The sequence below is a fragment of the Burkholderia sp. 9775_39 genome, from assembly GCF_015712225.1.
In the GTDB taxonomy this organism is placed as follows: domain Bacteria; phylum Pseudomonadota; class Gammaproteobacteria; order Burkholderiales; family Burkholderiaceae; genus Burkholderia; species Burkholderia cenocepacia.
Window position 1 is genome coordinate 169,084 of record NZ_JACCQC010000014.1, and the last position, 20,338, is coordinate 189,421.

The 20,338-nt window shown below is 67.7% G+C and carries 21 protein-coding genes; 10 read left to right on the top strand and 11 right to left on the bottom strand.

Annotated features, from left to right (window positions below; translation table 11 throughout):
* Positions 1-16: 16 nt before the first annotated feature.
* From H0X90_RS20255 to mpl, 9 genes are all read right to left on the bottom strand, one after another.
* Positions 17-1,042 (bottom strand): 2-dehydro-3-deoxygalactonokinase, encoded by a 1,026-nt coding sequence (locus H0X90_RS20255; RefSeq protein ID WP_006487542.1) that lies wholly within the window; start codon positions 1,040-1,042, stop codon positions 17-19.
* Positions 1,039-1,938 (bottom strand): IclR family transcriptional regulator, encoded by a 900-nt coding sequence (locus tag H0X90_RS20260; RefSeq protein ID WP_012492967.1) that lies wholly within the window; start codon positions 1,936-1,938, stop codon positions 1,039-1,041. The genes H0X90_RS20255 and H0X90_RS20260 overlap by 4 nt, the downstream gene beginning before the upstream one ends.
* Before the next feature lie 350 nt (positions 1,939-2,288).
* Positions 2,289-2,690, bottom strand: coding sequence for an EF-hand domain-containing protein (locus tag H0X90_RS20265; protein WP_006496742.1), 402 nt, complete (start codon positions 2,688-2,690; stop codon positions 2,289-2,291).
* A gap of 84 nt (positions 2,691-2,774) precedes the next feature.
* Positions 2,775-4,385 (bottom strand): S10 family peptidase, encoded by a 1,611-nt coding sequence (locus H0X90_RS20270; RefSeq protein ID WP_006496743.1) that lies wholly within the window; start codon positions 4,383-4,385, stop codon positions 2,775-2,777.
* Between the two features lie 425 nt (positions 4,386-4,810).
* Entirely contained in the window at positions 4,811-5,548 is a 738-nt protein-coding gene (mtgA, locus tag H0X90_RS20275) for a monofunctional biosynthetic peptidoglycan transglycosylase (RefSeq protein ID WP_006484660.1), read from the bottom strand.
* A gap of 14 nt (positions 5,549-5,562) precedes the next feature.
* Entirely contained in the window at positions 5,563-6,429 is an 867-nt protein-coding gene (gene aroE / locus H0X90_RS20280; RefSeq protein WP_006496745.1) for a shikimate dehydrogenase, read from the bottom strand.
* Positions 6,426-8,510, bottom strand: a complete 2,085-nt coding sequence (locus tag H0X90_RS20285; RefSeq protein WP_006496746.1) for an RNB domain-containing ribonuclease — start codon at positions 8,508-8,510, stop codon at positions 6,426-6,428. Before H0X90_RS20285 ends, aroE begins: the two co-directional genes overlap by 4 nt.
* Positions 8,511-8,589: 79 nt before the next feature.
* Positions 8,590-9,159: a YqiA/YcfP family alpha/beta fold hydrolase gene (locus H0X90_RS20290; RefSeq protein WP_006489407.1), complete on the bottom strand. Its 570-nt coding sequence runs from the start codon at positions 9,157-9,159 to the stop codon at positions 8,590-8,592.
* Positions 9,156-10,541 carry a UDP-N-acetylmuramate:L-alanyl-gamma-D-glutamyl-meso-diaminopimelate ligase gene (mpl, locus tag H0X90_RS20295; protein WP_006489410.1) on the bottom strand — a complete coding sequence of 462 codons (1,386 nt, stop codon included), beginning with the start codon at positions 10,539-10,541 and terminating at the stop codon, positions 9,156-9,158. Before mpl ends, H0X90_RS20290 begins: the two co-directional genes overlap by 4 nt.
* A 246-nt stretch (positions 10,542-10,787) precedes the next feature.
* Here mpl and H0X90_RS20300 point away from each other — a divergent pair, with 246 nt between their 5' ends.
* From H0X90_RS20300 to H0X90_RS20345, 10 genes are all read left to right on the top strand, one after another.
* A complete protein-coding gene (locus H0X90_RS20300) occupies positions 10,788-11,432 on the top strand; it encodes a hypothetical protein (RefSeq protein WP_034201043.1) in 645 nt (214 codons plus the stop codon).
* 7 nt (positions 11,433-11,439) lie between these two features.
* Positions 11,440-11,991: a TlpA disulfide reductase family protein gene (locus tag H0X90_RS20305; protein ID WP_077019911.1), complete on the top strand. Its 552-nt coding sequence runs from the start codon at positions 11,440-11,442 to the stop codon at positions 11,989-11,991.
* Positions 11,992-12,185: 194 nt separating this feature from the next.
* Positions 12,186-12,638: a type II 3-dehydroquinate dehydratase gene (aroQ, locus tag H0X90_RS20310; protein WP_011350880.1), complete on the top strand. Its 453-nt coding sequence runs from the start codon at positions 12,186-12,188 to the stop codon at positions 12,636-12,638.
* A gap of 66 nt (positions 12,639-12,704) precedes the next feature.
* Positions 12,705-13,178 (top strand): acetyl-CoA carboxylase biotin carboxyl carrier protein, encoded by a 474-nt coding sequence (gene accB / locus H0X90_RS20315; protein WP_077189463.1) that lies wholly within the window; start codon positions 12,705-12,707, stop codon positions 13,176-13,178.
* A gap of 85 nt (positions 13,179-13,263) precedes the next feature.
* The gene (gene accC / locus H0X90_RS20320; protein ID WP_006490723.1) at positions 13,264-14,631 is read left to right on the top strand and encodes an acetyl-CoA carboxylase biotin carboxylase subunit; all 1,368 of its coding nucleotides are present in this window, start codon (positions 13,264-13,266) and stop codon (positions 14,629-14,631) included.
* Between the two features lie 2 nt (positions 14,632-14,633).
* On the top strand, positions 14,634-15,536 hold the full coding sequence (gene prmA, locus H0X90_RS20325; protein ID WP_011544529.1) for a 50S ribosomal protein L11 methyltransferase: 903 nt from the start codon (positions 14,634-14,636) through the stop codon (positions 15,534-15,536).
* Between the two features lie 45 nt (positions 15,537-15,581).
* Positions 15,582-16,979 carry a zinc-ribbon and DUF3426 domain-containing protein gene (locus H0X90_RS20330; protein ID WP_077189464.1) on the top strand — a complete coding sequence of 466 codons (1,398 nt, stop codon included), beginning with the start codon at positions 15,582-15,584 and terminating at the stop codon, positions 16,977-16,979.
* 71 nt (positions 16,980-17,050) lie between these two features.
* On the top strand, positions 17,051-17,554 hold the full coding sequence (gene tpx / locus H0X90_RS20335) for a thiol peroxidase (protein WP_006476975.1): 504 nt from the start codon (positions 17,051-17,053) through the stop codon (positions 17,552-17,554).
* Positions 17,555-17,639: 85 nt separating this feature from the next.
* Positions 17,640-18,578, top strand: coding sequence for a carbohydrate kinase family protein (locus H0X90_RS20340; protein ID WP_006490717.1), 939 nt, complete (start codon positions 17,640-17,642; stop codon positions 18,576-18,578).
* 19 nt (positions 18,579-18,597) lie between these two features.
* Entirely contained in the window at positions 18,598-19,071 is a 474-nt protein-coding gene (locus H0X90_RS20345; protein WP_006476977.1) for a glycine zipper 2TM domain-containing protein, read from the top strand.
* A gap of 230 nt (positions 19,072-19,301) precedes the next feature.
* Here the strand turns inward: H0X90_RS20345 and H0X90_RS20350 are convergent, their stop codons facing one another.
* Together H0X90_RS20350 and H0X90_RS20355 are read right to left on the bottom strand one after the other, a co-directional pair.
* Positions 19,302-19,952: a histone H1-like DNA-binding protein gene (locus tag H0X90_RS20350; RefSeq protein WP_006490719.1), complete on the bottom strand. Its 651-nt coding sequence runs from the start codon at positions 19,950-19,952 to the stop codon at positions 19,302-19,304.
* Positions 19,953-19,980: 28 nt separating this feature from the next.
* Complete coding sequence (locus H0X90_RS20355; protein ID WP_077021886.1) at positions 19,981-20,307, bottom strand: hypothetical protein; 327 nt, start codon at positions 20,305-20,307, stop codon at positions 19,981-19,983.
* Positions 20,308-20,338 lie beyond the last annotated feature (31 nt).

The window sequence follows — 20,338 nt, forward strand, 5'->3', positions numbered from 1 at the left end:
TTCCTCCGCAAGCAGTTCATTGATCCGCGCAGACGGGCTCGCCGTCCGCGCGCACGAGCCCGGCACGCGACGCGATCCGCCACAGGCCCAGCTCGGTCGCATGCGCGGCCACGCGCGCATGCGCATGGCCGAATACCTGGAGCGCATCGACGTAACGCGAACACAAGCCGTCGTCGCCGATCAGCAGCAGCGGCTGATCGGCGAGCGCGATGCCACGCTCCGCGAGCATCGCGTCGAGCGCATTGAGCTCGTGACCGATCAGCAGGCCCGACAGGTAGTCGCCCTGCGCATCGGGCGCGAGCCGGTCGGTCAGCCCCAGCGTGCGCGTGCTGAAAATCGTCGCGAGCAGCCCCGTGTGCTGCGCGCCGCGTGCGACCGATACGCCGCGCACGAACGCGTCGCGGTCGGGCGACGCACCCGGGCGCATCGTGCGGCCGAGGATCGTGTGATCGCGCAGCACCGCGAACAGCTCGCCGGTCATGAAGGTCTGGAAGCGTTCGATCATCCCGTCCTTCACCCACGCCCATTTCGCATGCGTGCCCGGCAAGCCGATCAGTACCCCTGAACGATCGGCGCCAAGCGTGGGATCGCTCGCGAGCGCGCCGACGATCTGCGTTTCTTCGCCGCGCATCACGTCGGGCAATTCGCCCGTCGCGATCACGCCCGGCACGATCGAGACCGTCGCGCCGCGCGACGTCGTCACGGTGATGAGCCCCGCGACGAGCGCGTCGGCGCCGGCCGGCACCGCGACGTACGGCGCTTCGCGCCAGCCCTGCGCGCTGCCGACCATCCCGGCGGCGAGCACCGGCAGGCCGGGCGTACGGTCGAGCCAGTCGCCGCACGCTTCCTCGAACACCGCGTCGAACGCGCGCGCGCCGCCGCCCGGCACGTGCATCACGCCGGCCGCCCGGCTGCGCGTATCGATCGGCACGCCGTGCGCGTCGTACAGATACGCGCGCAGCGACGTGGTGCCCCAGTCGAGCGCGATCAGCGACGGGGAAGCGGAACTGGCATCCGGAGCGGGCCGGGTCGAAGTCGTCATCGTTTGATCCTGCGGGTACCCTGCGGCGGGCTCCAGCCCAGTTCCGCGGAAATGGCTCGCGCTTCGCGCTGCACGAGCGGAATCAGTTCGTCCATGCGGTCGTGCGGCATGTACGGAATCGTGCTCGCGACCGACACCGCCGCGACGATCGCGCCCGACGCGTCGCGGATCGGCGCGGCCACGCAGCGGATCGACGCCTCGTTTTCCTCGAGATCGAACGTATAGCCGCCGGCCGCGTAATGGGCCATGCGCTGCAGGAACGCGCTCGTCTCGGGCCGGTTGTCGGGCTTGAAGTTGACGCCGGCCAGCGCGCGCCGCGCGGCCTCGAACAGCGAGCGCCACAGGTCCGGATCGAGGTCGAGCATCATCGCCTTGCCGATACCCGTCGACGCGAGCGGCATCCGGTGGCCGACGCGCGAGCGCATCTCGAGGCCGCGCGTGCCGGGAATCTTGTCGATGTACAACACGTCGTCGCCGTCGCGCACGCCGAGATGGATCGTGTCGAGCGTCGCTTCCGCGAGCGCTTCCAGATGCGGGCGCGCCACCGCGGTGAGCGGCATCTGCTCGAGCGCGATCGTGCCGAGCTCGATCAGCTTCGGGCCGAGCAGGTAGCCGCCCTGCACCTGGCGCAGATAGCGCGCCTGCACGAGGCTGCTGACGAGCCGGTGCGTCGTGCTGCGCGTCGTGCCGAGCGCGGCGCCGATCGCGCGCATGTCGCGCGCGCCGTTGGCGATCGCCTCGAGAATCGCGAGGCCGCGCAGCAGCGTCTGCGTGCCGGCCTGCTGCGCGGCGAGGTCGAGCGGCGTGCTGGTCGCGCCGATGCTGTCGGTCAGCGACGCATCGTCCGGCATCGCGCGCCGGGCGTCGAGGGCAAGGGAGTCTGGCATCTTGGTCATGGGGCGGGGCTTCTTCAACGGAATCGGTGAAGCCGCCCGCGCGGCGCCGGAACTGCGTCCGATGCGGCGGCGTGGCGGCGGTCGATGCACCGAGTAAAGCGCCCGGCGAACTTCATGGAAGGTGTCTCCGTGTGCGACGGGCGCCGCGCGATGCGTGGGTCCGAAGCTGTCGATGTGCTTCGGATTGTAGGAGCGCACGCATTCGTCTCCAATATTTGAATGCGTTGCCCAGATAATGAGAATCCCGGCTAAATCCACGGCGAGCCCGGTATCCCAGCCGCGCCATGCGCACGGGGGCGGAACCCGCCGTTCCGCAGGTTCCGCCCCCGTTTGTTCGCCGCGTGCCGCGCTTACTGCTGGCTCGTGCTGCTGCGCGCCTGCATGTAGCGCTGTACGTCCGCGAACGACACGCGGCCGCTACCGGCGGCATCCATCTGCCGGAAATGGTTCGCGACATAGCCGAGGCCGGCCGCGCGCGCCTGCGCCTCGGTGATCGACCCCGTGTTCTGCGTGTCGGCCGCGCTGAACTGCCGCGCGAGCTTGCGCACCACCTGCGCGTGCAGCGCGGCGCCGGTCGTCTGCGTGCCGGCGGTCGCGTGGCGCGCGGCCGGCGGCACGTACGGGTCGCCGAGCTGCGCCTGGCGCGCGCGCGCCGGTGCGGCGGCGTCGCTCGCCTGCGCGAACGCGGAGAGGGATGTTGCGGCGCCGGCGCATGCGAGCGCCGCGGCAACGACGATGAAACGATTCTTCATGTCAGGCTCCAGTCTGGAATGAGGTCGTCGACGGCCGGCGAGCAGCGCCACCTGGGGCGCCTGTCGCCGGCCTCACGCATCGCATCAGTGCGCGGCCGCGCCGTAGAAGGTCACGAGATCGGCTTTCTCCTGCGGACGCGACGTATCGTCGAGATAAACCATGTGCCCGCCCTGATAGTCCTTGATCGTCAGGTTCGGTTGCGTGCCGAGCCGCGCGAGGTCGAGCTCGGTCTGGTAGAACGGCGTCGCGATGTCGTGATACCCGTTCAGCGACAGCACCTTCAACTGCGGATTCAGCGTCAGCGCCGCGGCCAGATCGGGAATCGTGTCGGGCATCGCGAGGCCGTCGTGCGTCCAGTCCCACGTGTTGATCGCATTGCTGCTCACCGAGTAGGCCGACTGCGCGGTGTACTTCAGCTCGTTCGGCAGGTAGCTGCCGATCGTGTCGGTGAACGGCTTCGTGATGAACGAGCTGGACGGATCGCCGTCGGCCGCGAGCGGGCTCGACACGGGCACGTTCACGCGTGCATCGTAGCGGCCGATCAGCGTGCCCGGAATCAGCGACAGCTGGAAGCTGTTGTCGAAGAAGGTCGGGACCACGTTGAAGTCGGCATTCCACAACGCCTGCTTCACGCCGGTCGAATTCGCCATCGTCGTGACGAGATTCGGCGGCGGCGGCGTGTGGCTCGCGAGGTACGCGTTCACGGCCGGCGCGTAGCTGCCGGCCGTCAGCAGGCGCATCTGGTCCGCATACTGCGGCAGGTTCGACGGGTTCGGATTGTCGAGCTGATAGTACGCGCCGACCGTGCCGTACGACGGCACGAAGCCCGCGCAGCTCACCGGGCTCGCGCCCCTGTTCGAGTTGCCGACATAGTCGCTCGCCATGTCGCAGTTGGTGTTGTAGTTCAGGATCGACGACTGCAGCACGATGCCGTCGAGCTTCACGCCGGCCGTCTCGAGCAGGTTCGCGAGCACGTCGGTGCGCGGCGTGCCGTACGACTCGCCGAACAGGTATTTCGGCGAAGCGCTGCGCTGGTTCACGCTCAGGTAGCGCGTCACGAAATCGCGGAACGCGCCGGCGTCCTGGTCGACGCCCCAGAACGTCTGGTTCGTGTTCGGCGCGACCGCTTCCGAGAAGCCGGTGCCGATCGCATCGACGAACACGAGGTCGGTCGTGTCGAGCAGGGTTTCCTGGTTGTCGACGAACGGGAACGTCGACGTGTTCGCGTTCGGGTCGCCGGTCTGGATCCGGCGCGGGCCGAACGAGCCGAGGTGCAGCCACACCGACGCCGAGCCGGGGCCGCCGTTGTACAGGAACGTGACGGGCCGCTTCGCCGCGGGCTGGTTGTCGGCCGTGTAGGCGACGTAGAAGAACGATGCTTCGGGCGCGCCCGTCTGCGGATTGCGGGCGACGAGGTGGCCGGCGGTGGCCGTGTACCGGATCGTCTTGCCGTTCAGCGTGATCTGATGGTGCGTGACGGCGGCTTTCTCGACCGCGGCGGACGCGTCGAGCGACGCGTTCGCACTCGACGAATAACTGTTCGGATCGTTGTACGCGCGGTCGACCTGACCGGCGGGATCGGCTGAATTCGCGACGCTCGCGGCAGACGACGACGTCACGTCGTCGTTGCAGGCCGTCAGAATCAGCGAAGAACACACCACCCCCAACAACAGCTTCGCTTTGCTCGCTGGCATCGTTGCGTTCCTTCTCTCGGATGTTTTTTGTGTCGAGCGGCCGGATAAGCCCCCCCCGCCTCGATTGCGGCCGATAAGCCGAGGCGCTGGCCAATATACGCGAGCCCGTCAGCTTTGAAAAATTTTGAAATATTTGGCGCGCAAGCGGTGCAGCGCACACCTTTCAGGAATGCTTCGATTCGCGAAACGTTGCATTTCACGGCGCTTTCAGCGACTTTCGCGTTTACCCGCGGCGGCTAAAAAAGCACGGATTTCGTGCGATGTCGGTCAACAAAATCGCGCACTTATCGGTATTGCTCAGTAAAGCGAAATAGACGGATTCGTCTAAAGGATGTGGCCCGAAATGGCGGCGACACGGATGCGCTGCAGCGCACCAATCGCGCGTCGACGACGGAATGGACAACGCAGCAGCGCGGGCGCGCCGCTCACTCCGATTGCGGCAGTTCGGCCGCGCCCATCCGGCGCGCGATGACCGCCGCGCGCTGCGCCTGATAGGCCGAGCCGCGATGCGCATCGAACCAGCGCGGCTTCGGCAGCATCACCGCGAGACGCGCGGACTGCCACGCGCCGAGCCGGCTCGCGGGAATCTTGTAGTAATAGCGCGCGGCCGCTTCGGCGCCGTACACGCCGCGCCCCCATTCGACCGAATTCAGGTAGATCTCGAAGATGCGCTCCTTGTCGAGCACCGTTTCGAGCATCCACGTGATGATCAGCTCCTGGCCCTTGCGGATGTAGCTCTTCTCGCGCGACAGGAACAGGTTGCGTGCGAGCTGCTGCGTGATCGTCGAGCCGCCCGCGACGATCCTGCCGCGCGCCTTGTTCTTCTCCCACGCCTGCAGGATCGCGTCGACGTCGTAGCCGTTGTTGGTCGCGAAGGTCGAATCTTCGGACGCGATCAGCGCCCGCTTCAGGTTGCGCGAGATCTGGTCGTACGGCACCCACTGGTGCCGGATCTGCGCGGGCGGCGTGTCGCGCGACAGCCACCACGCGTCGGTGCGCATGAAGGCGGTCGAGCCCGGATTCACGAACGACCACAGCGCGATCTGCGCGAGATAGAACAATTGCGTCGCGAGCCACGCGCCCGCGAACACCGATCCCGCGTAGACGGCCCAGCGAGCGAGGCTCACCGTCCGCGTGCGCTGCGTGCCGCTCACCGCCACCACGTGCCGCGCTCCGTTCAGCTCGCCGCGAGCGCCTGGCGCAGCGCGGCCAGCACCGGCGCGCCGTCCGGCCGCACGCCGCGCCAGATGAAGAACGATTCGGCCGCCTGCTCGACCAGCATCCCGAGGCCGTCGGCCGTGCGCGCGCCGAGCGACGCCGCGTGCTGCATGAACACGGTCGGCTGCGCGCCGTACATCATGTCGTACGCGAGCGTGCCGGCACCGAACGCCGCGGGGTCGCATTCCGGCAGCGCGGCGTCGAGGCTGCCGGCCGTCGCATTGATCACCACGTCGTACGGCTCGGCCCGCACGACGCCGGGGCCACCGCCCGCGAGCGTGCAGCCCGCGTCGTGCGCGGCCTGCATGAACTGGCCGACGAGCGCTTCGGCCTTGCTCGCGGTGCGGTTCACGATTCCGATCGACAGCGGCGCGCGATCGAGCAGCGGCAGCACGACACCGCGCGCGGCGCCGCCCGCGCCGAGCAGCAGGATGCGCGCGCCCGCGAGCGACACGCCGAGATTCGCCTCGATGTCGCGCACGAGGCCGACGCCGTCGGTGTTGTCGCCGTGGAGGCGGCCGTCGGCGTCGATGCGCAGCGTGTTCACCGCGCCTGCCGCCGCCGCGCGCGCCGACAGCGTGTCGGCAAGCGCATGCGCGTCCAGCTTGAACGGCACCGTCACGTTCGCGCCGCGTCCGCCTTCGGCGACGAACGCGCGCACGGCTGCCTCGAACCCGTCGATCGGTGCGAGCCGGTGCGTGTATTCGATCGGCTCGCCGGTCTGCGCGGCGAATTGCGCGTGGATGAACGGCGACTTGCTGTGCGCCACCGGGTTGCCGAACACGACATAGCGGTCGGCGCCGCTCGTCGACGCAGCTGCGCTCATGATGCGCGCCCCTCTTCGCCGTCGTTGCCGCTCGCGGCTTCGCCGCCGTCGGCCGCCGCGCCGTCTGCCTCGGCCAGCGCTTCGGCCTCGGTTTCCGCCGACGCGTCTTCCGCGTCGACCAGCGTGTCGTCGCCGCCTTCGGCGTCGTCCTCTTCGTCGGCCGCGTCGCCGCTCGTCACGGTCGGCGCGTCGAGCACGTTCAAGAGGCGCACCGACGCCTCGATCGTCAGCTCGTCGAGCGACATCACGTCGAGCAGCACGCGCGTGCCGCGCGCATGCACGCCGAGCCCCGGCACGTGCAGCAGCAGCGGGATTTCCTCGAGGCGCACGAGATCGCCCTTCACGACGCTCGCGACCACCTGCTTCTTCTGTTCCTGCGCGAGCCAGCGCAGGCACCAGAAGTACTCCATCCGGCGCTGGTAGTCGGCGTAGGCCGTATACGTATCGTCGAAGCCCTGCACGACCGCGTAGAGATCGGCGTCCTTCGGCTTGAACGGCGCGGCGAGCTTCGCGGTGACGCCGTGCTGCACGCACGCGAGCAGTTGCCACTGGTTCACGAGGTCGACGTAGCGGCGCAGCGGCGACGTGCTCCACGCGTACTGCGCGACGCCGAGGCCTTCGTGCGGCGCGGCCGTCGTCTGCATCCGAGTGCGCTTCGGGCCCGGCGCGCCGAAGCCGCGCTGCGAGCGGTAGATGCCCGGCACCGTGTGGTCGTGCAGGAACGCGCCCCAGGTCGAGTTCGCGAGGATCGCGAGCTCCGACACGATCAGGTCCAGCGGCGAGCCGCGGCGGCGCGGCGTGATCGTCACGTGCTCGCCTTCGACGTAGAAGTTGTAGTCGGTGTTGCGCTGCACCTCGCGCTTCAGGCCGTAGCCCGCGCGCGCGACCTGGCGCTTCTCGAACAGCGCCTGCGCGAGCGGCCACAGCACGGCGATGTCGTCCTTGTGCGGGTAGTCGCCGGTGCCGGCCGCGAGCGTCTCTTCGTTGACGAGCTCGTCGAGCGTGTTGTGGCGCAGGTTGCTCTTCACGAACACGAGCTCGGCGCGCGTCTCGCTTGCGACGATGTCCTGCGTGTCGCGGTTGACGATGATGTACAGCGACAGCGCCGGGCGGTAATCGCCCTCTTTCAGCGTGAACACGTCGACGACGTCGTCCGGCAGCATCGTGATCTTGTCGCCCGGCATGTAGACGGTCGACAGGCGCGCGCGCGCGATCGCGTCGACCGCGTCGCCGCGCACGATGCCGAGCGCCGGCGCCGCGATGTGCACGCCGATCCGCACGCGGCCGTCGGCCAGGTGCTCGACCGAGAACGCGTCGTCGATTTCGGTGGTCGTGATGTCGTCGATCGAGAACGCCTCGACGTCCGCGCGCGGCAGATCGTCCGGCAGCGGGCCGACCGTGACGGGCGGAAAGCCCGTGCCGTGCGGGAAGAATTCCGCGAGAAAGCGCGCTTCGTGCAGCGCACGCGGCGACTCGATGCCGCCGCAGTCGAGCATCAGCCGCGCCGGCGACACGCCGCGCGCGCCGGCCGCCGCTTCCATCGCCTTGTATTCGATCGAATTCTTGTCCGGCCGCGTGAGCAGCCCGAGCACCTTGCCCGCGAACGCTTCCGGCAGCTTGCCGGCCTTCAGCTCCTCTTCATACTGCGCCTGCACCAGCGCCTGCTGGCGCTTGCGCTCGAGCGACGCGAGCGCCATCTTGAGCTGCTCTTCCGGCGCGCGCTGGTACTGGCCGCGCCCCTTGCGACGGAAGTAGACGGGCGAGCCGTGCAGCCGCAGCACCAGCGCCGCGCGCTCGACCGGGCCGTACGTCGCGCCGAAGTACTCGGCGGCCAGCGCCGTGTACGCGAACTCGTCGGCCGGCGCGCATTCCCACAGGAAGTCCAGATCGATCTGCTGCGCGGCCGTGTCGGCCTCCTGCATCAGTTCGCCCGCGGCCGGCTTGTCAAATTCGATCAGCACGTCTTTCGCGCGCACCTTCGCACGCCGCCCGCCGGGCAACTCGACCTGAAATGCGTCGCCCTGGCGCGACAGCACGCTGCCCGCCTTGAAACTGCCCGATTCCTCGAAGAAAACGTTCACTCAGTACTCTCGTTCAGACTGCCGGGCGCCGCGTCGGCGGCGCCGCATGATGATGGGGATTCGATCGGCACGCGGCCGGTTAAGACGTCTTTCCGTCGCAAAACGCGAGAACGTCGTCGACATAGTCGGCAAATTCGCTGATCCCGTGATCGCTGCCGTCGATCACGCGGGTTTTCGCGCCCGGGTAATGGGCCAGCATCTCGCGGTAATCGAGCACTTCGTCGCCGGTCGCCGCGAACAAATAGTAGCGGTCGGCGCGCGTGATCGCCGGCACGCGCAGCGCGTCGAGTTCGTGCAGATGCCGGCGCTCGACGACGATCGTGCCGCCGCCGTGCCACAGCGGCTGTTCGCCCAGATGCTGCTCGAGATCGCGCTGCGGCACGATCGCCGGATTCAGCAGCACGGCCTTCCAGCCGTGCTTTTCGGCGAGCCATGTCGCGTAATAACCGCCGAGCGAGCTGCCGATCACGGTGACGTCGCGGGCACCCGCGACCTCGGCTTCCGCGACGGCGATCGCCTCGAGCGGCGACACCGACAGCGACGGGCACCGCCACTCGCCGGTGCGGCCGAGTTCGGCCATGCGCGCGGCGAGCAGCCGCGACTTCTGCGATTCCGGCGACGACCGGAAGCCGTGCAGATACAGGATCACGTGCGGCTCCCGAGCGCATCGAGCAGCTTCTGGTGCACGCCGCCGAAGCCGCCGTTGCTCATGACGAGCACGTGGTCGCCCGGACGCGCGGCCTCGACCACCGCCTTCACCAGCAGATGCAGATCGTCGAATGCGCGCGCGCGGTCGCCGAGCGGCGCAAGCGCTTCGGCGAGATTCCAGCCGAGCGCGTCGCGCCCGGTCGGCGCGCCGTAGCCGAACACGAGATCGGCATCGGCGAGGCTCGCCGGCAATTGCGACTTCATCACGCCGAGCTTCATCGTGTTCGAGCGCGGCTCGAGCACGGCGAGGATGCGGGCATTCTGGCGGCCGATGCGCGCACGAAGGCCGGCGATCGTGGTGTCGATCGCGGTCGGATGGTGCGCGAAATCGTCATAGACGGTCACGCCGTCGACGCTGCCGCGCACTTCCATGCGGCGCTTCACGTTGCGGAACGATGCGAGCGAAACGGCCGCCTGCGCGGGCGGCACGCCGACGTGGCGCGCGGCGGCGATCGCCGCGAGCGCGTTCATCCGGTTGTGGTCGCCCTGCACCTGCCACGCGACTTCGCCGACGCGCTCGGCGTGCGAATACACCGCGAAGCGCTCGTCGACCGGCACGCCGTCCTCGGCCGGCAGCGCTTGCCAGCCGCCGTCGACGCCGAAACGCTCGACCTCGCTCCAGCAGCCGCGCGCCAGCACGCGCTCGAGCGCATCCGAGCGGCCGTTCGTGACGATCCGGCCGACCCCGGGCACGGTGCGTACCAGATGATGGAATTGCGTCTCGATCGCGGCGAGATCGGGGAAGATGTCGGCGTGATCGAATTCGAGGTTGTTCAGTACCGCGGTACGCGGCCGGTAGTGGACGAACTTCGAGCGCTTGTCGAAGAATGCCGTGTCGTACTCGTCGGCCTCGATCACGAAGAAGCTCGAATCGGTGAGCCGCGCGGACACGCCGAAGTTCAACGGCACGCCGCCGATCAGGAAGCCCGGGTTGAGCCCGGCGTCCTCCAGCAGCCACGCGAGCATCGACGACGTGGTCGTCTTGCCGTGCGTGCCCGCGACCGCGAGCACCCATTTGCCGGCCAGCACGTGCTCGCCGAGCCACTGCGGGCCCGACACGTACGGCAGGCCGCGATCGAGGATCGCCTCCATCAGCGGGTTGCCGCGCGTGACGACGTTGCCGATCACGAACAGGTCCGGTTTCAGGTCGATCTGCTCGGCGCCGTAGCCCTCGATCAGCGTGATGCCCTGCGCCTCGAGCTGCGTGCTCATCGGCGGATAGACGCCCGCGTCGCAACCCGTCACCGTGTGGCCCGCCTCGCGTGCGAGTACGGCGAGACCGCCCATGAAGGTGCCGCAGATGCCAAGAATATGGATGTGCATAGATGAATGCTTTCGCGCCGCCGGGCGCCGTCGATTCGGAAAGGATGCGTGTGCGTCGCGCCGGACGGGCCGTGCGGCCGGCGCCCGGCCCACGACCTTGCCGCGACACAAAGGACACTATTGTAACTGACGGCCTGCGATGCCCGGCGACCCGAACGATGCGCGCGAACGGCGCCGGCGCCCTCGGGCGGCGGGCCGCCGCACCCGTGCTCGGGCGCCGCGACGATCGAGTATGATTGCCGGATCATGTCTCGCAAACCTCTTGTCGATCCGCGGCGCGTCCGCGAGGAAATCGCCCAGTCCGCCGCCCGCCTGATCGCGGAGGACGGCCTGGACTACGCCGGCGCGAAACGCAAGGCCGCGCGCCAGTTGCTGGGCGATTCGCGCGTTGCCGGCGAATGGCTGCCGGATAACGACCAGATCGAGGAAGAATTGCGCGAGTACCTCGCGCTGTTCCAGAGCGACACGCAGCCGGACGAACTGCGCCGCCTGCGCGAGATCGCGCTCGACTGGATGCGCCGGCTCGCCGAGTTCCATCCTTATGTGACGGGCGCCGTGCTGAACGGCACCGCGAACGCGCATTCGGATATCCATTTGCAGGCATTCACCGACAACCCGAAGGACGTCGCGATCTACCTGCTGAACCAGAACGTCCAGTACGACGTATCCGAGACGCGGCATTTCGCGGGCCGCGGCGACGTCGAGACGCTCAGTTTCCTGTGGCGCCCGCGGCGCGACGTGGATGCGATCGGCATCCATCTCGCGCTGTATGCGAGCGACGACCTGCGCGGCGCGGTGAAGGCCGACGCGCGCGGCCGCGTCGCCCGCGCGGACGCCGCCGCGCTGCGCGCGCTCGTCGCGGCAGGCCAGGCCCCTTCCGAACCGGAATGATTCAACGATGATGATGAAACGCATGTTGGCGCTCGCGGTGGTCGCGGCCGCCGCCGTCGCCGGCGGAGTCGCCGCCGGTCACTGGTTCCGCGGCACGGCCGACGACGGTGTCGCCGTCGCCGCGCCGACCACCCACGGCAATCCGGTCGAGCAGCTGTGGGCGTCGTCGCTCACCGGCGTCGACGGCAAGCCGGCGACGCTGACCGCCTTCAAGGGCCAGAAGGTCGTCGTCAATTTCTGGGCGTCGTGGTGCGGCCCGTGCGTCGAGGAGATGCCCGAGCTGGTCGCGCTGTCGCACCAGTACAAGCAGAAAGGCATCCGTTTCGTCGGGATCGGCGTCGATTCCGAGCAGAACGTGAAGAACTTCCTGCAGAAGGTGAAGGTCGACTATCCGGTGTTCGTCAGCGGCTACGCGGGCGCCGATCTGGCCCGTAATTTCGGGAATACCGCCGGCGCGCTGCCGTTTACCGTCGTCATCGACGAAACCGGCAAGATCCGCGAGACAAAATTAGGACAAATCCAGCCGGCCGAGCTGAAAAAGACACTCGACGCGCTGTAATCGGCCCGGACAGCGGCCCGCGCGTTGCCGGCGATTTGCAGGTCGATCGCCGCAATTTCGCGGGAATTCGCCGATACTTTGCGTTCGCACCGGTAATTCTTGCAGGTCCGACGCGTCTGGCCGTTCGGCAAAACTAGACAAATTTCTCTAAATAGCGCTAAAGTTCGCGCAATTCCGCAGAAATAGAAGCGACCATGACACGATTGCTGGTGTTGCACGGCCCCAACCTGAACCTTCTCGGCACCCGGGAACCGGAGGTGTACGGCCGCGTCACGCTCGCGCAGATCGATCAGGCGCTTGCCGCGCGCGCCCGGGAAGCCGGCGCCGAACTGTCGTCGTTCCAGAGCAACCATGAAGGCGCGCTGGTCGACCGCATCCAGGCCGCGCGGGAGGAACAGACCGATTTCATCCTGATCAATCCGGCCGCGTATACGCACACGAGCGTTGCGATCCGGGACGCGATCGCCGGCGTTGGCATCCCGTTCGTCGAGGTTCACCTGTCGAACGTGCATCGCCGCGAAGCGTTCAGGCACCACTCCTACTTTTCCGACCAGGCCGAAGGCGTGATCTGCGGGCTCGGCTGGAAAGGTTATCTGTACGCGCTCGAGTACGCGCTGGACAAGCTGCAAGGCACGTCGCGCGGCTGATTTCGCGATCTAGATTCAGCGCCGGCCCCTAACCGGCGCTTTCACGTATTGAAAGGGGAATTCCCGATGGATCTTCGTAAGCTGAAAACTCTGATCGACCTCGTTTCCGAATCCGGCATCTCCGAGCTGGAAGTGACGGAAGGCGAAGGCAAGGTGCGTATCGTCAAGAACGCGCCGCCGGTCTACGTGCAGCCGACGGCTGGGTATGCCCCGCAAGTCAGCGCGCCCGCTCCGTCGGTCGCGCTGCCGACCGAAGGCGCTGCCGCGCCGGCCGCCGGCGCCGCCGCCGCACCGGCCGCTCCGCAGGGCCACGTCGTGACGTCGCCGATGGTCGGCACGTTCTATCGCGCGCCGTCGCCGGGCGCCGACCCGTTCGTGCAGGCCGGCGACACGGTCAAGGAAGGCCAGACGATCTGCATCATCGAAGCGATGAAGCTGCTCAACGAGATCGAGTCGGACAAGGCCGGCGTGGTCAAGGAAATCCTCGTCGAGAACGGCCAGGCCGTCGAATACGGCCAGCCGCTTTTCGTGATCGGCTAAGCCCGCCGCGCGGCCCTGCCGGCCGCGCGCCGCCGATGCTCGCCAGGCGCCGTTCGCGCGCCCCTCGAAGAGACGAATACTCGCTATGTTTGAAAAAATCCTCATTGCCAACCGCGGTGAAATCGCGCTGCGCATCCAGCGCGCGTGCCGCGAACTCGGCGTCAAGACGGTGGTCGTCTACTCGGAAGCCGACAAGGAAGCCAAGTACGTGCGCCTCGCGGACGAAGCCGTCTGTATCGGCCCGGCCCCGTCGAACCTGAGCTACCTGAACATGCCGGCGCTGATCAGCGCCGCGGAAGTCACCGATGCCGAGGCGATCCACCCCGGCTACGGCTTCCTGTCGGAGAACGCCGATTTCGCGGAGCGCGTCGAGCAGTCGGGCTTCACGTTCATCGGCCCGCGCCCGGAAACGATCCGCATGATGGGTGACAAGGTCACCGCGAAGCAGACGATGATCAAGACCGGCGTGCCGTGCGTGCCGGGCTCGGAAGGCGCGTTGCCGGACGATCCGAAGGAGATCGTCAAGATTGCGCGCACGATCGGCTATCCGGTCATCATCAAGGCGGCCGGCGGCGGCGGCGGGCGCGGGATGCGCGTCGTGCACACCGAAGCCGCGCTCGTCAACGCGGTCAACATGACCCGCGAGGAAGCCGGCCGTGCGTTCGGCAACCCGCAGGTGTACATGGAGAAGTTCCTCGAGAACCCGCGCCACATCGAGATCCAGGTGCTGTCGGACGCGTACAAGAACGCGATCTGGCTCGGCGAGCGCGACTGCTCGATGCAGCGCCGCCACCAGAAGGTGATCGAGGAAGCGCCGGCGCCGGGCATTCCGCGCCGCCTGATCGACCGTATCGGCGACCGCTGCGCGGACGCGTGCAAGAAGATGGGCTACCTCGGTGCGGGCACGTTCGAATTCCTGTACGAAAACGGCGAGTTCTACTTCATCGAGATGAACACGCGCGTGCAGGTCGAGCACCCGGTATCGGAGCTGATCACGGGCGTCGACATCGTGCAGGAACAGATCCGCATCGCGGCCGGCGAGAAGCTCACGCTGCGCCAGCGCGACATCCAGTTCCGCGGACACGCGATCGAATGCCGGATCAACGCCGAAGATCCGTTCAAGTTCACGCCGTCGCCGGGCCGGATCACGTCGTGGCATACGCCGGGCGGCCCGGGCGTGCGCGTCGATTCGCACGCCTACAATGGCTATTTCGTGCCGCCGAACTATGATTCGATGATCGGCAAGCTGATCACCTACGGCGCGACGCGCGAACAGGCGATCCGCCGGATGCGCATCGCGCTGTCGGAAATGGTCGTCGAAGGCATCCAGACCAACATCCCGCTGCACCGCGAGCTGATGATCGACTCGAAGTTCGTCGAAGGCGGCACCAGCATCCATTACCTCGAAAACCGGCTCGCGCAGAAGCAGCAGGTCGCACCGGAAGAAGCGTAAGCATGAGTTATCGCGAACTCGTCGTCGAACTGGCCCGCGAGCATGCGGAGGCCCTGTCCGACGCGCTGCTCGATCTCGGCGCGCTGTCGGTGTCCGTCGAAGACGCCGACGCCGACACGCCCGACGAACAGCCGCTCTTCGGCGAGCCGGGCCTGGTGCCCGATCGCACCGCGTGGCAGCACTCGCGCGTGGTCGCGCTGCTGTCGGCCGACCATGAGCCAGCCGTGCTGCTCGCGGCGGCCGCGAACGAGATCGGCCTCGCCGAAACGCCGAAGTTCGTCGTGCGCGAAGTCGAGGAGCAGGACTGGGTGCGGCTCACGCAGTCGCAGTTCGAGCCGATCCCGATCGGCGAACGGATCTGGGTCGTGCCGTCGTGGCACGATGCGCCCGACCCCGATGCGCTCGTCCTCGAACTCGATCCCGGCCTCGCATTCGGCACCGGCAGCCACCCCACCACCCGTCTGTGCATGGAGTGGCTCGAGCAGTCGGTGAAGCCCGGCCAGTCGGTGCTCGACTACGGCTGCGGCTCGGGCATTCTCGCGATCCTCGCGAAGAAATGCGGGGCGAACCCCGTGATCGGCATCGACATCGATCCGCAGGCGGTCGAATCGGCGCGCCAGAACAGCGAACGCAACCGTGCGGAGGTCACGTACGGGCTGCCCGATGCATGCCCGGACGGCGAATTCGACATCGTCGTCGCGAACATCCTGTCGAACCCGCTGAAGCTGATGGCATCGATGCTCGCATCGAAGGTCAAGCCGGGCGGGCGCATCGCGCTGTCGGGCGTGCTCGCGCGCCAGGCGGACGAAGTCGCGGCCGTTTATGCGCGCTACGTCGACATCTCGGTCTGGCGCGAACACGAAGGCTGGGTATGCCTTGCCGGAACCCGCCGCGAAAGCCATTAGAATAGCGCTGTCCTTCACTCTGGCCAGCAGGCCGCCCGGCTCGACATGCTTCTTGCGACGCGCTGCCCTCATTGCGAAACCGTCTTCCGGCTGCAGCAGGAACAGCTCGCGCTGCATCAGGGGCTCGTGCGCTGCGGGCATTGCCACGAAGTCTTCAACGCCTCCGAATCGCTCGTTCCCGAGTACGCGCAGCAGCCCGAGCCGGCGTTGACCGAACCGGCTGCCGCGCCGAGCGACAGTGAGGCGCAGCCGCAGGCCGTGCCGGCCCGGCTGTTCGCCGCCGACGCACCGCCTTCCGGCCTGCCGACCGGCACCGACTACAAGCCGGAAGGCTGGGACATGTGGGCGCCGTGGCTCGACGCCGGCGTCGATCCGTCGCTGCAGCACAGCGTCGAGACCGTGCGCACCGAGCCGCTGATACCGGTCGCGCTCCCGTCCACGGAAGCCGGCGTCGTTCATCTGTCGGGTACGCCCGCACCGTTCGCGTCCTCGCCGGCCGAGCTGGATTCGTCGACTGCCGTCGAGCAAGCGGCCGAACCGCATTCGCCGCACACGCGGCACGACCCGCATGAACCCGAAGCGGCCGAGCACGCGCCCGTCGAGCGCGATCCGCGCGAGCCGCGCTTCGTCGCTCGTCCTCCGTCGGAAGCGGACACCGCGGCTGAACCCGCCGAACCTGTCGGTCACGCGCGTTTCGCCGCGCCGGACGACGAACACGCGCCGCGCGAACCGCGTTTTGCGTTCACGCCCGCACCGGCCGTCAGCGAAGCCGAAACCGCATCGGAACCCGATACCTTCACCCGGCACGACACCAGCCCGACCGCGGCAGCGGCCGATGAACCGGCAGCCCGGCCGGCGATCCAACCGGCCGTCCAACCGGCCGTCCCGTTCCCCGCCGCACTGGCTGATGACGATCGTCCACACTTCGCCGTCACGCGCGAGACCCGCGCGCCGCAGCGACGCGGGATGCTCGGCGGCTTTGTCGGCGGCCTCATCGCGGCCGCGCTGGTCGGGCTGCTCGCCGTGCAACTGGCGTGGTGGCAGCGCGAAACGCTGATGATCTACTGGCCCGTCACGCAAGGCTGGTTCCGGCAGGCCTGCGCGCCGCTCGGCTGCACGGTCACGCCGCCGCGCGCGATCGACGGCCTGCGGCTCGACGCGACCGACCTGCGCCAGCTCGACGGCCCGCGCGAGCTCGAACTGAAAGTGCCGCTGACGAACCGCTACCGCGTCGCGCTCGCGTACCCGTCGCTCGAACTCACGCTGCTCGACGATACCAATCACGTCACCGTGCGCCGCGTGCTCGCGCCGCGCGACTACGTGCGCCCGGGCACGCCGATCGACGCCGGGCTGCCGCCCGGCACGACGCAGACGATGGTCGTCCGCCTCGAAACGAACGGCACGCCCGCCTCGAATTTCCGCGTCCAGATCTTCTATCCGTGACGCGCCGCGGCGCGCTTGCGCGCCCGTCTCAACCCGCGCGCCCGAGCGGCGCGCTATTTCGGAGCACGAACATGAGCAAAGTTACGCTGGGTGGCAACCCGATCGATCTCGCCGGCACGTTCCCGGCCGTCGGCGCGCAAGCCGCCGATTTCAAGCTGGTCGGCAAGGACCTCGCCGACCTGTCGCTCGCCAGCTTCGCCGGCAAGCGCAAGGTGCTGAACATCGTGCCGAGCCTCGACACGCCGACCTGCGCGACGTCGACCCGCAAGTTCAACGAAGCCGCGTCGTCGCTCGACAACACCGTGGTGATCGTCGTGTCCGCCGACCTGCCGTTCGCCGCCACGCGCTTCTGCACGACCGAAGGCCTCGCGAACGTCGTGACGGCATCGACGTTCCGCACCGGCCGCGCGTTCGCGAACGCGTACGGCGTCGACGTGACGAGCGGCCCGCTGAACGGCCTGACCGCACGCGCAGTGGTCGTGCTCGACGCGCAGGACAAGGTGATCCACGCGGAACTCGTCGGCGAAATCAAGGACGAGCCGAACTACGATGCAGCGCTCGCCGCACTGAAGTAAGCTTTCTTCCGCTTTCCCCTGCCGCGCCGCGCCCTTCGCGCGGCGTTGTCGCGCAGGGCCCCTCATTTCTACAGGAACGCACACCTTGGCTACGCTGATTTGCGGCTCGATCGCCTACGACTCCATCATGACCTTCGAAGGGCGGTTCCGCGAGCACATCCTGCCCGACCAGGTGCACCTCATCAACCTGAGCTTCCTCGTGCCGACGATGCGCCGCGAATTCGGCGGCTGCGCAGGCAACATCGGGTACGCGCTGCACCTGCTCGGCGGCGATGCGCGCATCATGGGCACGATGGGCGCGCTGGATGCACAGCCGTATCTCGACCGGCTCGACCAGCTCGGCCTGCGCCGCGACCACGTTCGCGTGCTGCCCGATACGTACACCGCGCAGGCGATGATCACGACCGATCTCGACAACAACCAGATCGCGGCGTTCCACCCGGGCGCGATGATGCAGTCGCACCTGAACCATGCGGGCGACGCGCCGGACATCAAGCTCGCGATCGTCGGCCCGGACGGCTTCGACGGGATGGTCCAGCACGTGGAAGAGCTCGCCAAGGCCGGGGTGCCGTTCGTGTTCGATCCGGGCCAGGGTCTGCCGCTGTTCGACGGTGCGACGCTGCGCCGCAGCATTGAACTTGCGACCTACGTAGCGGTCAACGACTACGAGGCCAAGCTGGTGAGCGACAAGACGGGATGGTCCGAAGATGAAATCGCCAGCCGGGTCGACGCCCTCGTCATCACGCGCGGCGAGCACGGCGCGACCATCCGCCACAAGCAGGGCGCGGAGCAGATTCCGGTCGTACCGGCCGAGCGCATCGCCGATCCGACCGGCTGCGGCGACGCCTTCCGGGGCGGCCTGCTGTACGGCATCGAGCATGGCCTCGACTGGGCAACCACCGGCCGCCTCGCGAGCCTGATGGGCTCGCTCAAGATCGCCCATCAAGGGCCCCAGACTTACGTACTGACGCGCGCCGAAATCGACGCACGCTTCGAGACTGCATTCGGTTACAGTCTCAAATGAATATTGTGGGAGAGCAAAGATGTTGACGAAAAAAACCCTCACGCTCGCGGCCATGCTGACGGCCACGCTGACCCTCGCCGGCTGCTTCACGGCACCCGGCTCGGCGGATGTCTATAGCGTCGGCCAGGCGCAGCGCGAACAGACCGTCCGCATGGGCACGGTCGAAAGCGTCCGCGCGGTGCGCATCCAGTCCGACGGCGGCGGCAGCGCGATCGGCACGCTCGGCGGCGGCGCCCTCGGCGCGGTCGCGGGCAGCGCGATCGGCGGCGGCAAAGGCTCGATCCTGACGGCGATCGCCGGCGGCCTCGTCGGTGCGGTCGCGGGTAACGCAGTCGGCGAAAACCTCAGCACCGCGAACGGTGTCGAAATCACCGTGCGCCTCGACAACGGCGATCTGCGCTCGATCACGCAGGCGGCAAGCGGCGAAGCGTTCCGCGCCGGCGAGCGCGTGCGCCTGCTGTCGAGCGGCGGCGTCACGCGCGTCACGCACTAACCGGCATCCTCAGCACGCGGCGCAAGCCGCGGTCGAACGCATGTGCGAAGCCGCACATGCGTTTTTTTTCGTCCGCGCGCCTTCGTCCACGCACGCGTCGGCCAGCCGATCGATGATCCATGCGGACGAAAAAAATCCCGCCACCTGAGCCAGATGGCGGGATTGATTGAGTAGCGCTACTCAACCCACGGACACCACGTGAGTGCCCGGGTGATGCTGCTCAGCCGCGATTACGGACGGCTGCCGGTCGGGAACGGCCATGCCGCTGCCGGGTTGAGCGCGGTCTTCACGCCCGATGCCGGCGCAACCGATGCGGTCGACGCGGTCGTTGCCGGTGCAGCCTTCTTCACGACGGCCTTCTTCGGAGCAGCAGCCTTCTTCGCCGGTGCGGCAGCCTTCTTCGCAGGGGCAGCCTTCTTGGCGGGCGCAGCCTTCTTCGCTGCAGCCTTCTTCGCAGGCGCGGCCTTCTTCGCTGCAGCCTTCTTCGCCGGCGCGGCCTTCTTCGCAGCAGCCTTCTTCGCCGGTGCGGCCTTCTTCGCAGCAGCCTTCTTCGCCGGTGCGGCCTTCTTCGCAGCAACCTTCTTCACTGCGACTTTCTTGGCGGCAACCTTCTTCGCAGCGGCCTTCTTAGCCGGTGCTGCCTTCTTCGCGGCGACCTTCTTGGCTGCAACCTTCTTCGTTGCGACCTTCTTGGCTGCGACCTTCTTCGCAGCGGCCTTCTTCGCCGGTGCTGCCTTCTTCGCGGCAACCTTCTTCACCGCGACCTTCTTCGCAGCAACCTTCTTCACTGCGGCCTTCTTCGCCGGAGCAGCAGCCTTCTTCGCAACGGTCTTCTTGGCAGCAACTTTCTTAGCAGCCGGTTTCTTCTTGGCAGTAGCCATGTTGTTCTCCTTCAGGTTCAGATGAGAGTCAGTTCAAACTACACCCTTCGTCAAAACCCGCTTCCCGCGGACGCTGTTCAGGACGTGCGCTTCGAAGCGGGCTATTCATCGGCGTACGCAGATACCGCGCGCTTACGCTAATGAATACGGTATGGCGCGCGTGACCACCCGGCCTCGCGCGCCAAATCAAGTCGGTAGCCGGCGCACCTCGCGCCGCTACCCCTAATCGCTTGATCAAGCGGACCGCCACATGGCCGTCCGCTTTTTCCGGAGGGAAGTTTGCCCATCCCACTGAAGGGTTCGCAAAGTGCCTGTCGTATCGTTGGGCCGTTAAGGCACCGGGCATGCTTTGCATCAGGCGTTCTTGCTCCTAAACCTTGGGCCGG

Excerpts from the sequence above, each read along its gene's own strand:
- H0X90_RS20255 (WP_006487542.1), bottom strand. The coding sequence starts at position 1,042 with ATGACGACTTCGACCCGGCCCGCTCCGGATGCCAGTTCCGCTTCCCCG.
- H0X90_RS20260 (WP_012492967.1), bottom strand. The coding sequence starts at position 1,938 with ATGACCAAGATGCCAGACTCCCTTGCCCTCGACGCCCGGCGCGCGATG.
- H0X90_RS20265 (WP_006496742.1), bottom strand. The coding sequence starts at position 2,690 with ATGAAGAATCGTTTCATCGTCGTTGCCGCGGCGCTCGCATGCGCCGGC.
- H0X90_RS20270 (WP_006496743.1), bottom strand. The coding sequence starts at position 4,385 with ATGCCAGCGAGCAAAGCGAAGCTGTTGTTGGGGGTGGTGTGTTCTTCG.
- aroE (WP_006496745.1), bottom strand. The coding sequence starts at position 6,429 with ATGAGCGCAGCTGCGTCGACGAGCGGCGCCGACCGCTATGTCGTGTTC.
- mpl (WP_006489410.1), bottom strand. The coding sequence starts at position 10,541 with ATGCACATCCATATTCTTGGCATCTGCGGCACCTTCATGGGCGGTCTC.
- H0X90_RS20300 (WP_034201043.1), top strand. The coding sequence starts at position 10,788 with ATGTCTCGCAAACCTCTTGTCGATCCGCGGCGCGTCCGCGAGGAAATC.
- H0X90_RS20305 (WP_077019911.1), top strand. The coding sequence starts at position 11,440 with ATGATGATGAAACGCATGTTGGCGCTCGCGGTGGTCGCGGCCGCCGCC.
- aroQ (WP_011350880.1), top strand. The coding sequence starts at position 12,186 with ATGACACGATTGCTGGTGTTGCACGGCCCCAACCTGAACCTTCTCGGC.
- accB (WP_077189463.1), top strand. The coding sequence starts at position 12,705 with ATGGATCTTCGTAAGCTGAAAACTCTGATCGACCTCGTTTCCGAATCC.
- accC (WP_006490723.1), top strand. The coding sequence starts at position 13,264 with ATGTTTGAAAAAATCCTCATTGCCAACCGCGGTGAAATCGCGCTGCGC.
- prmA (WP_011544529.1), top strand. The coding sequence starts at position 14,634 with ATGAGTTATCGCGAACTCGTCGTCGAACTGGCCCGCGAGCATGCGGAG.
- H0X90_RS20330 (WP_077189464.1), top strand. The coding sequence starts at position 15,582 with ATGCTTCTTGCGACGCGCTGCCCTCATTGCGAAACCGTCTTCCGGCTG.
- tpx (WP_006476975.1), top strand. The coding sequence starts at position 17,051 with ATGAGCAAAGTTACGCTGGGTGGCAACCCGATCGATCTCGCCGGCACG.
- H0X90_RS20345 (WP_006476977.1), top strand. The coding sequence starts at position 18,598 with ATGTTGACGAAAAAAACCCTCACGCTCGCGGCCATGCTGACGGCCACG.
- H0X90_RS20350 (WP_006490719.1), bottom strand. The coding sequence starts at position 19,952 with ATGGCTACTGCCAAGAAGAAACCGGCTGCTAAGAAAGTTGCTGCCAAG.
- H0X90_RS20355 (WP_077021886.1), bottom strand. The coding sequence starts at position 20,307 with ATGCAAAGCATGCCCGGTGCCTTAACGGCCCAACGATACGACAGGCAC.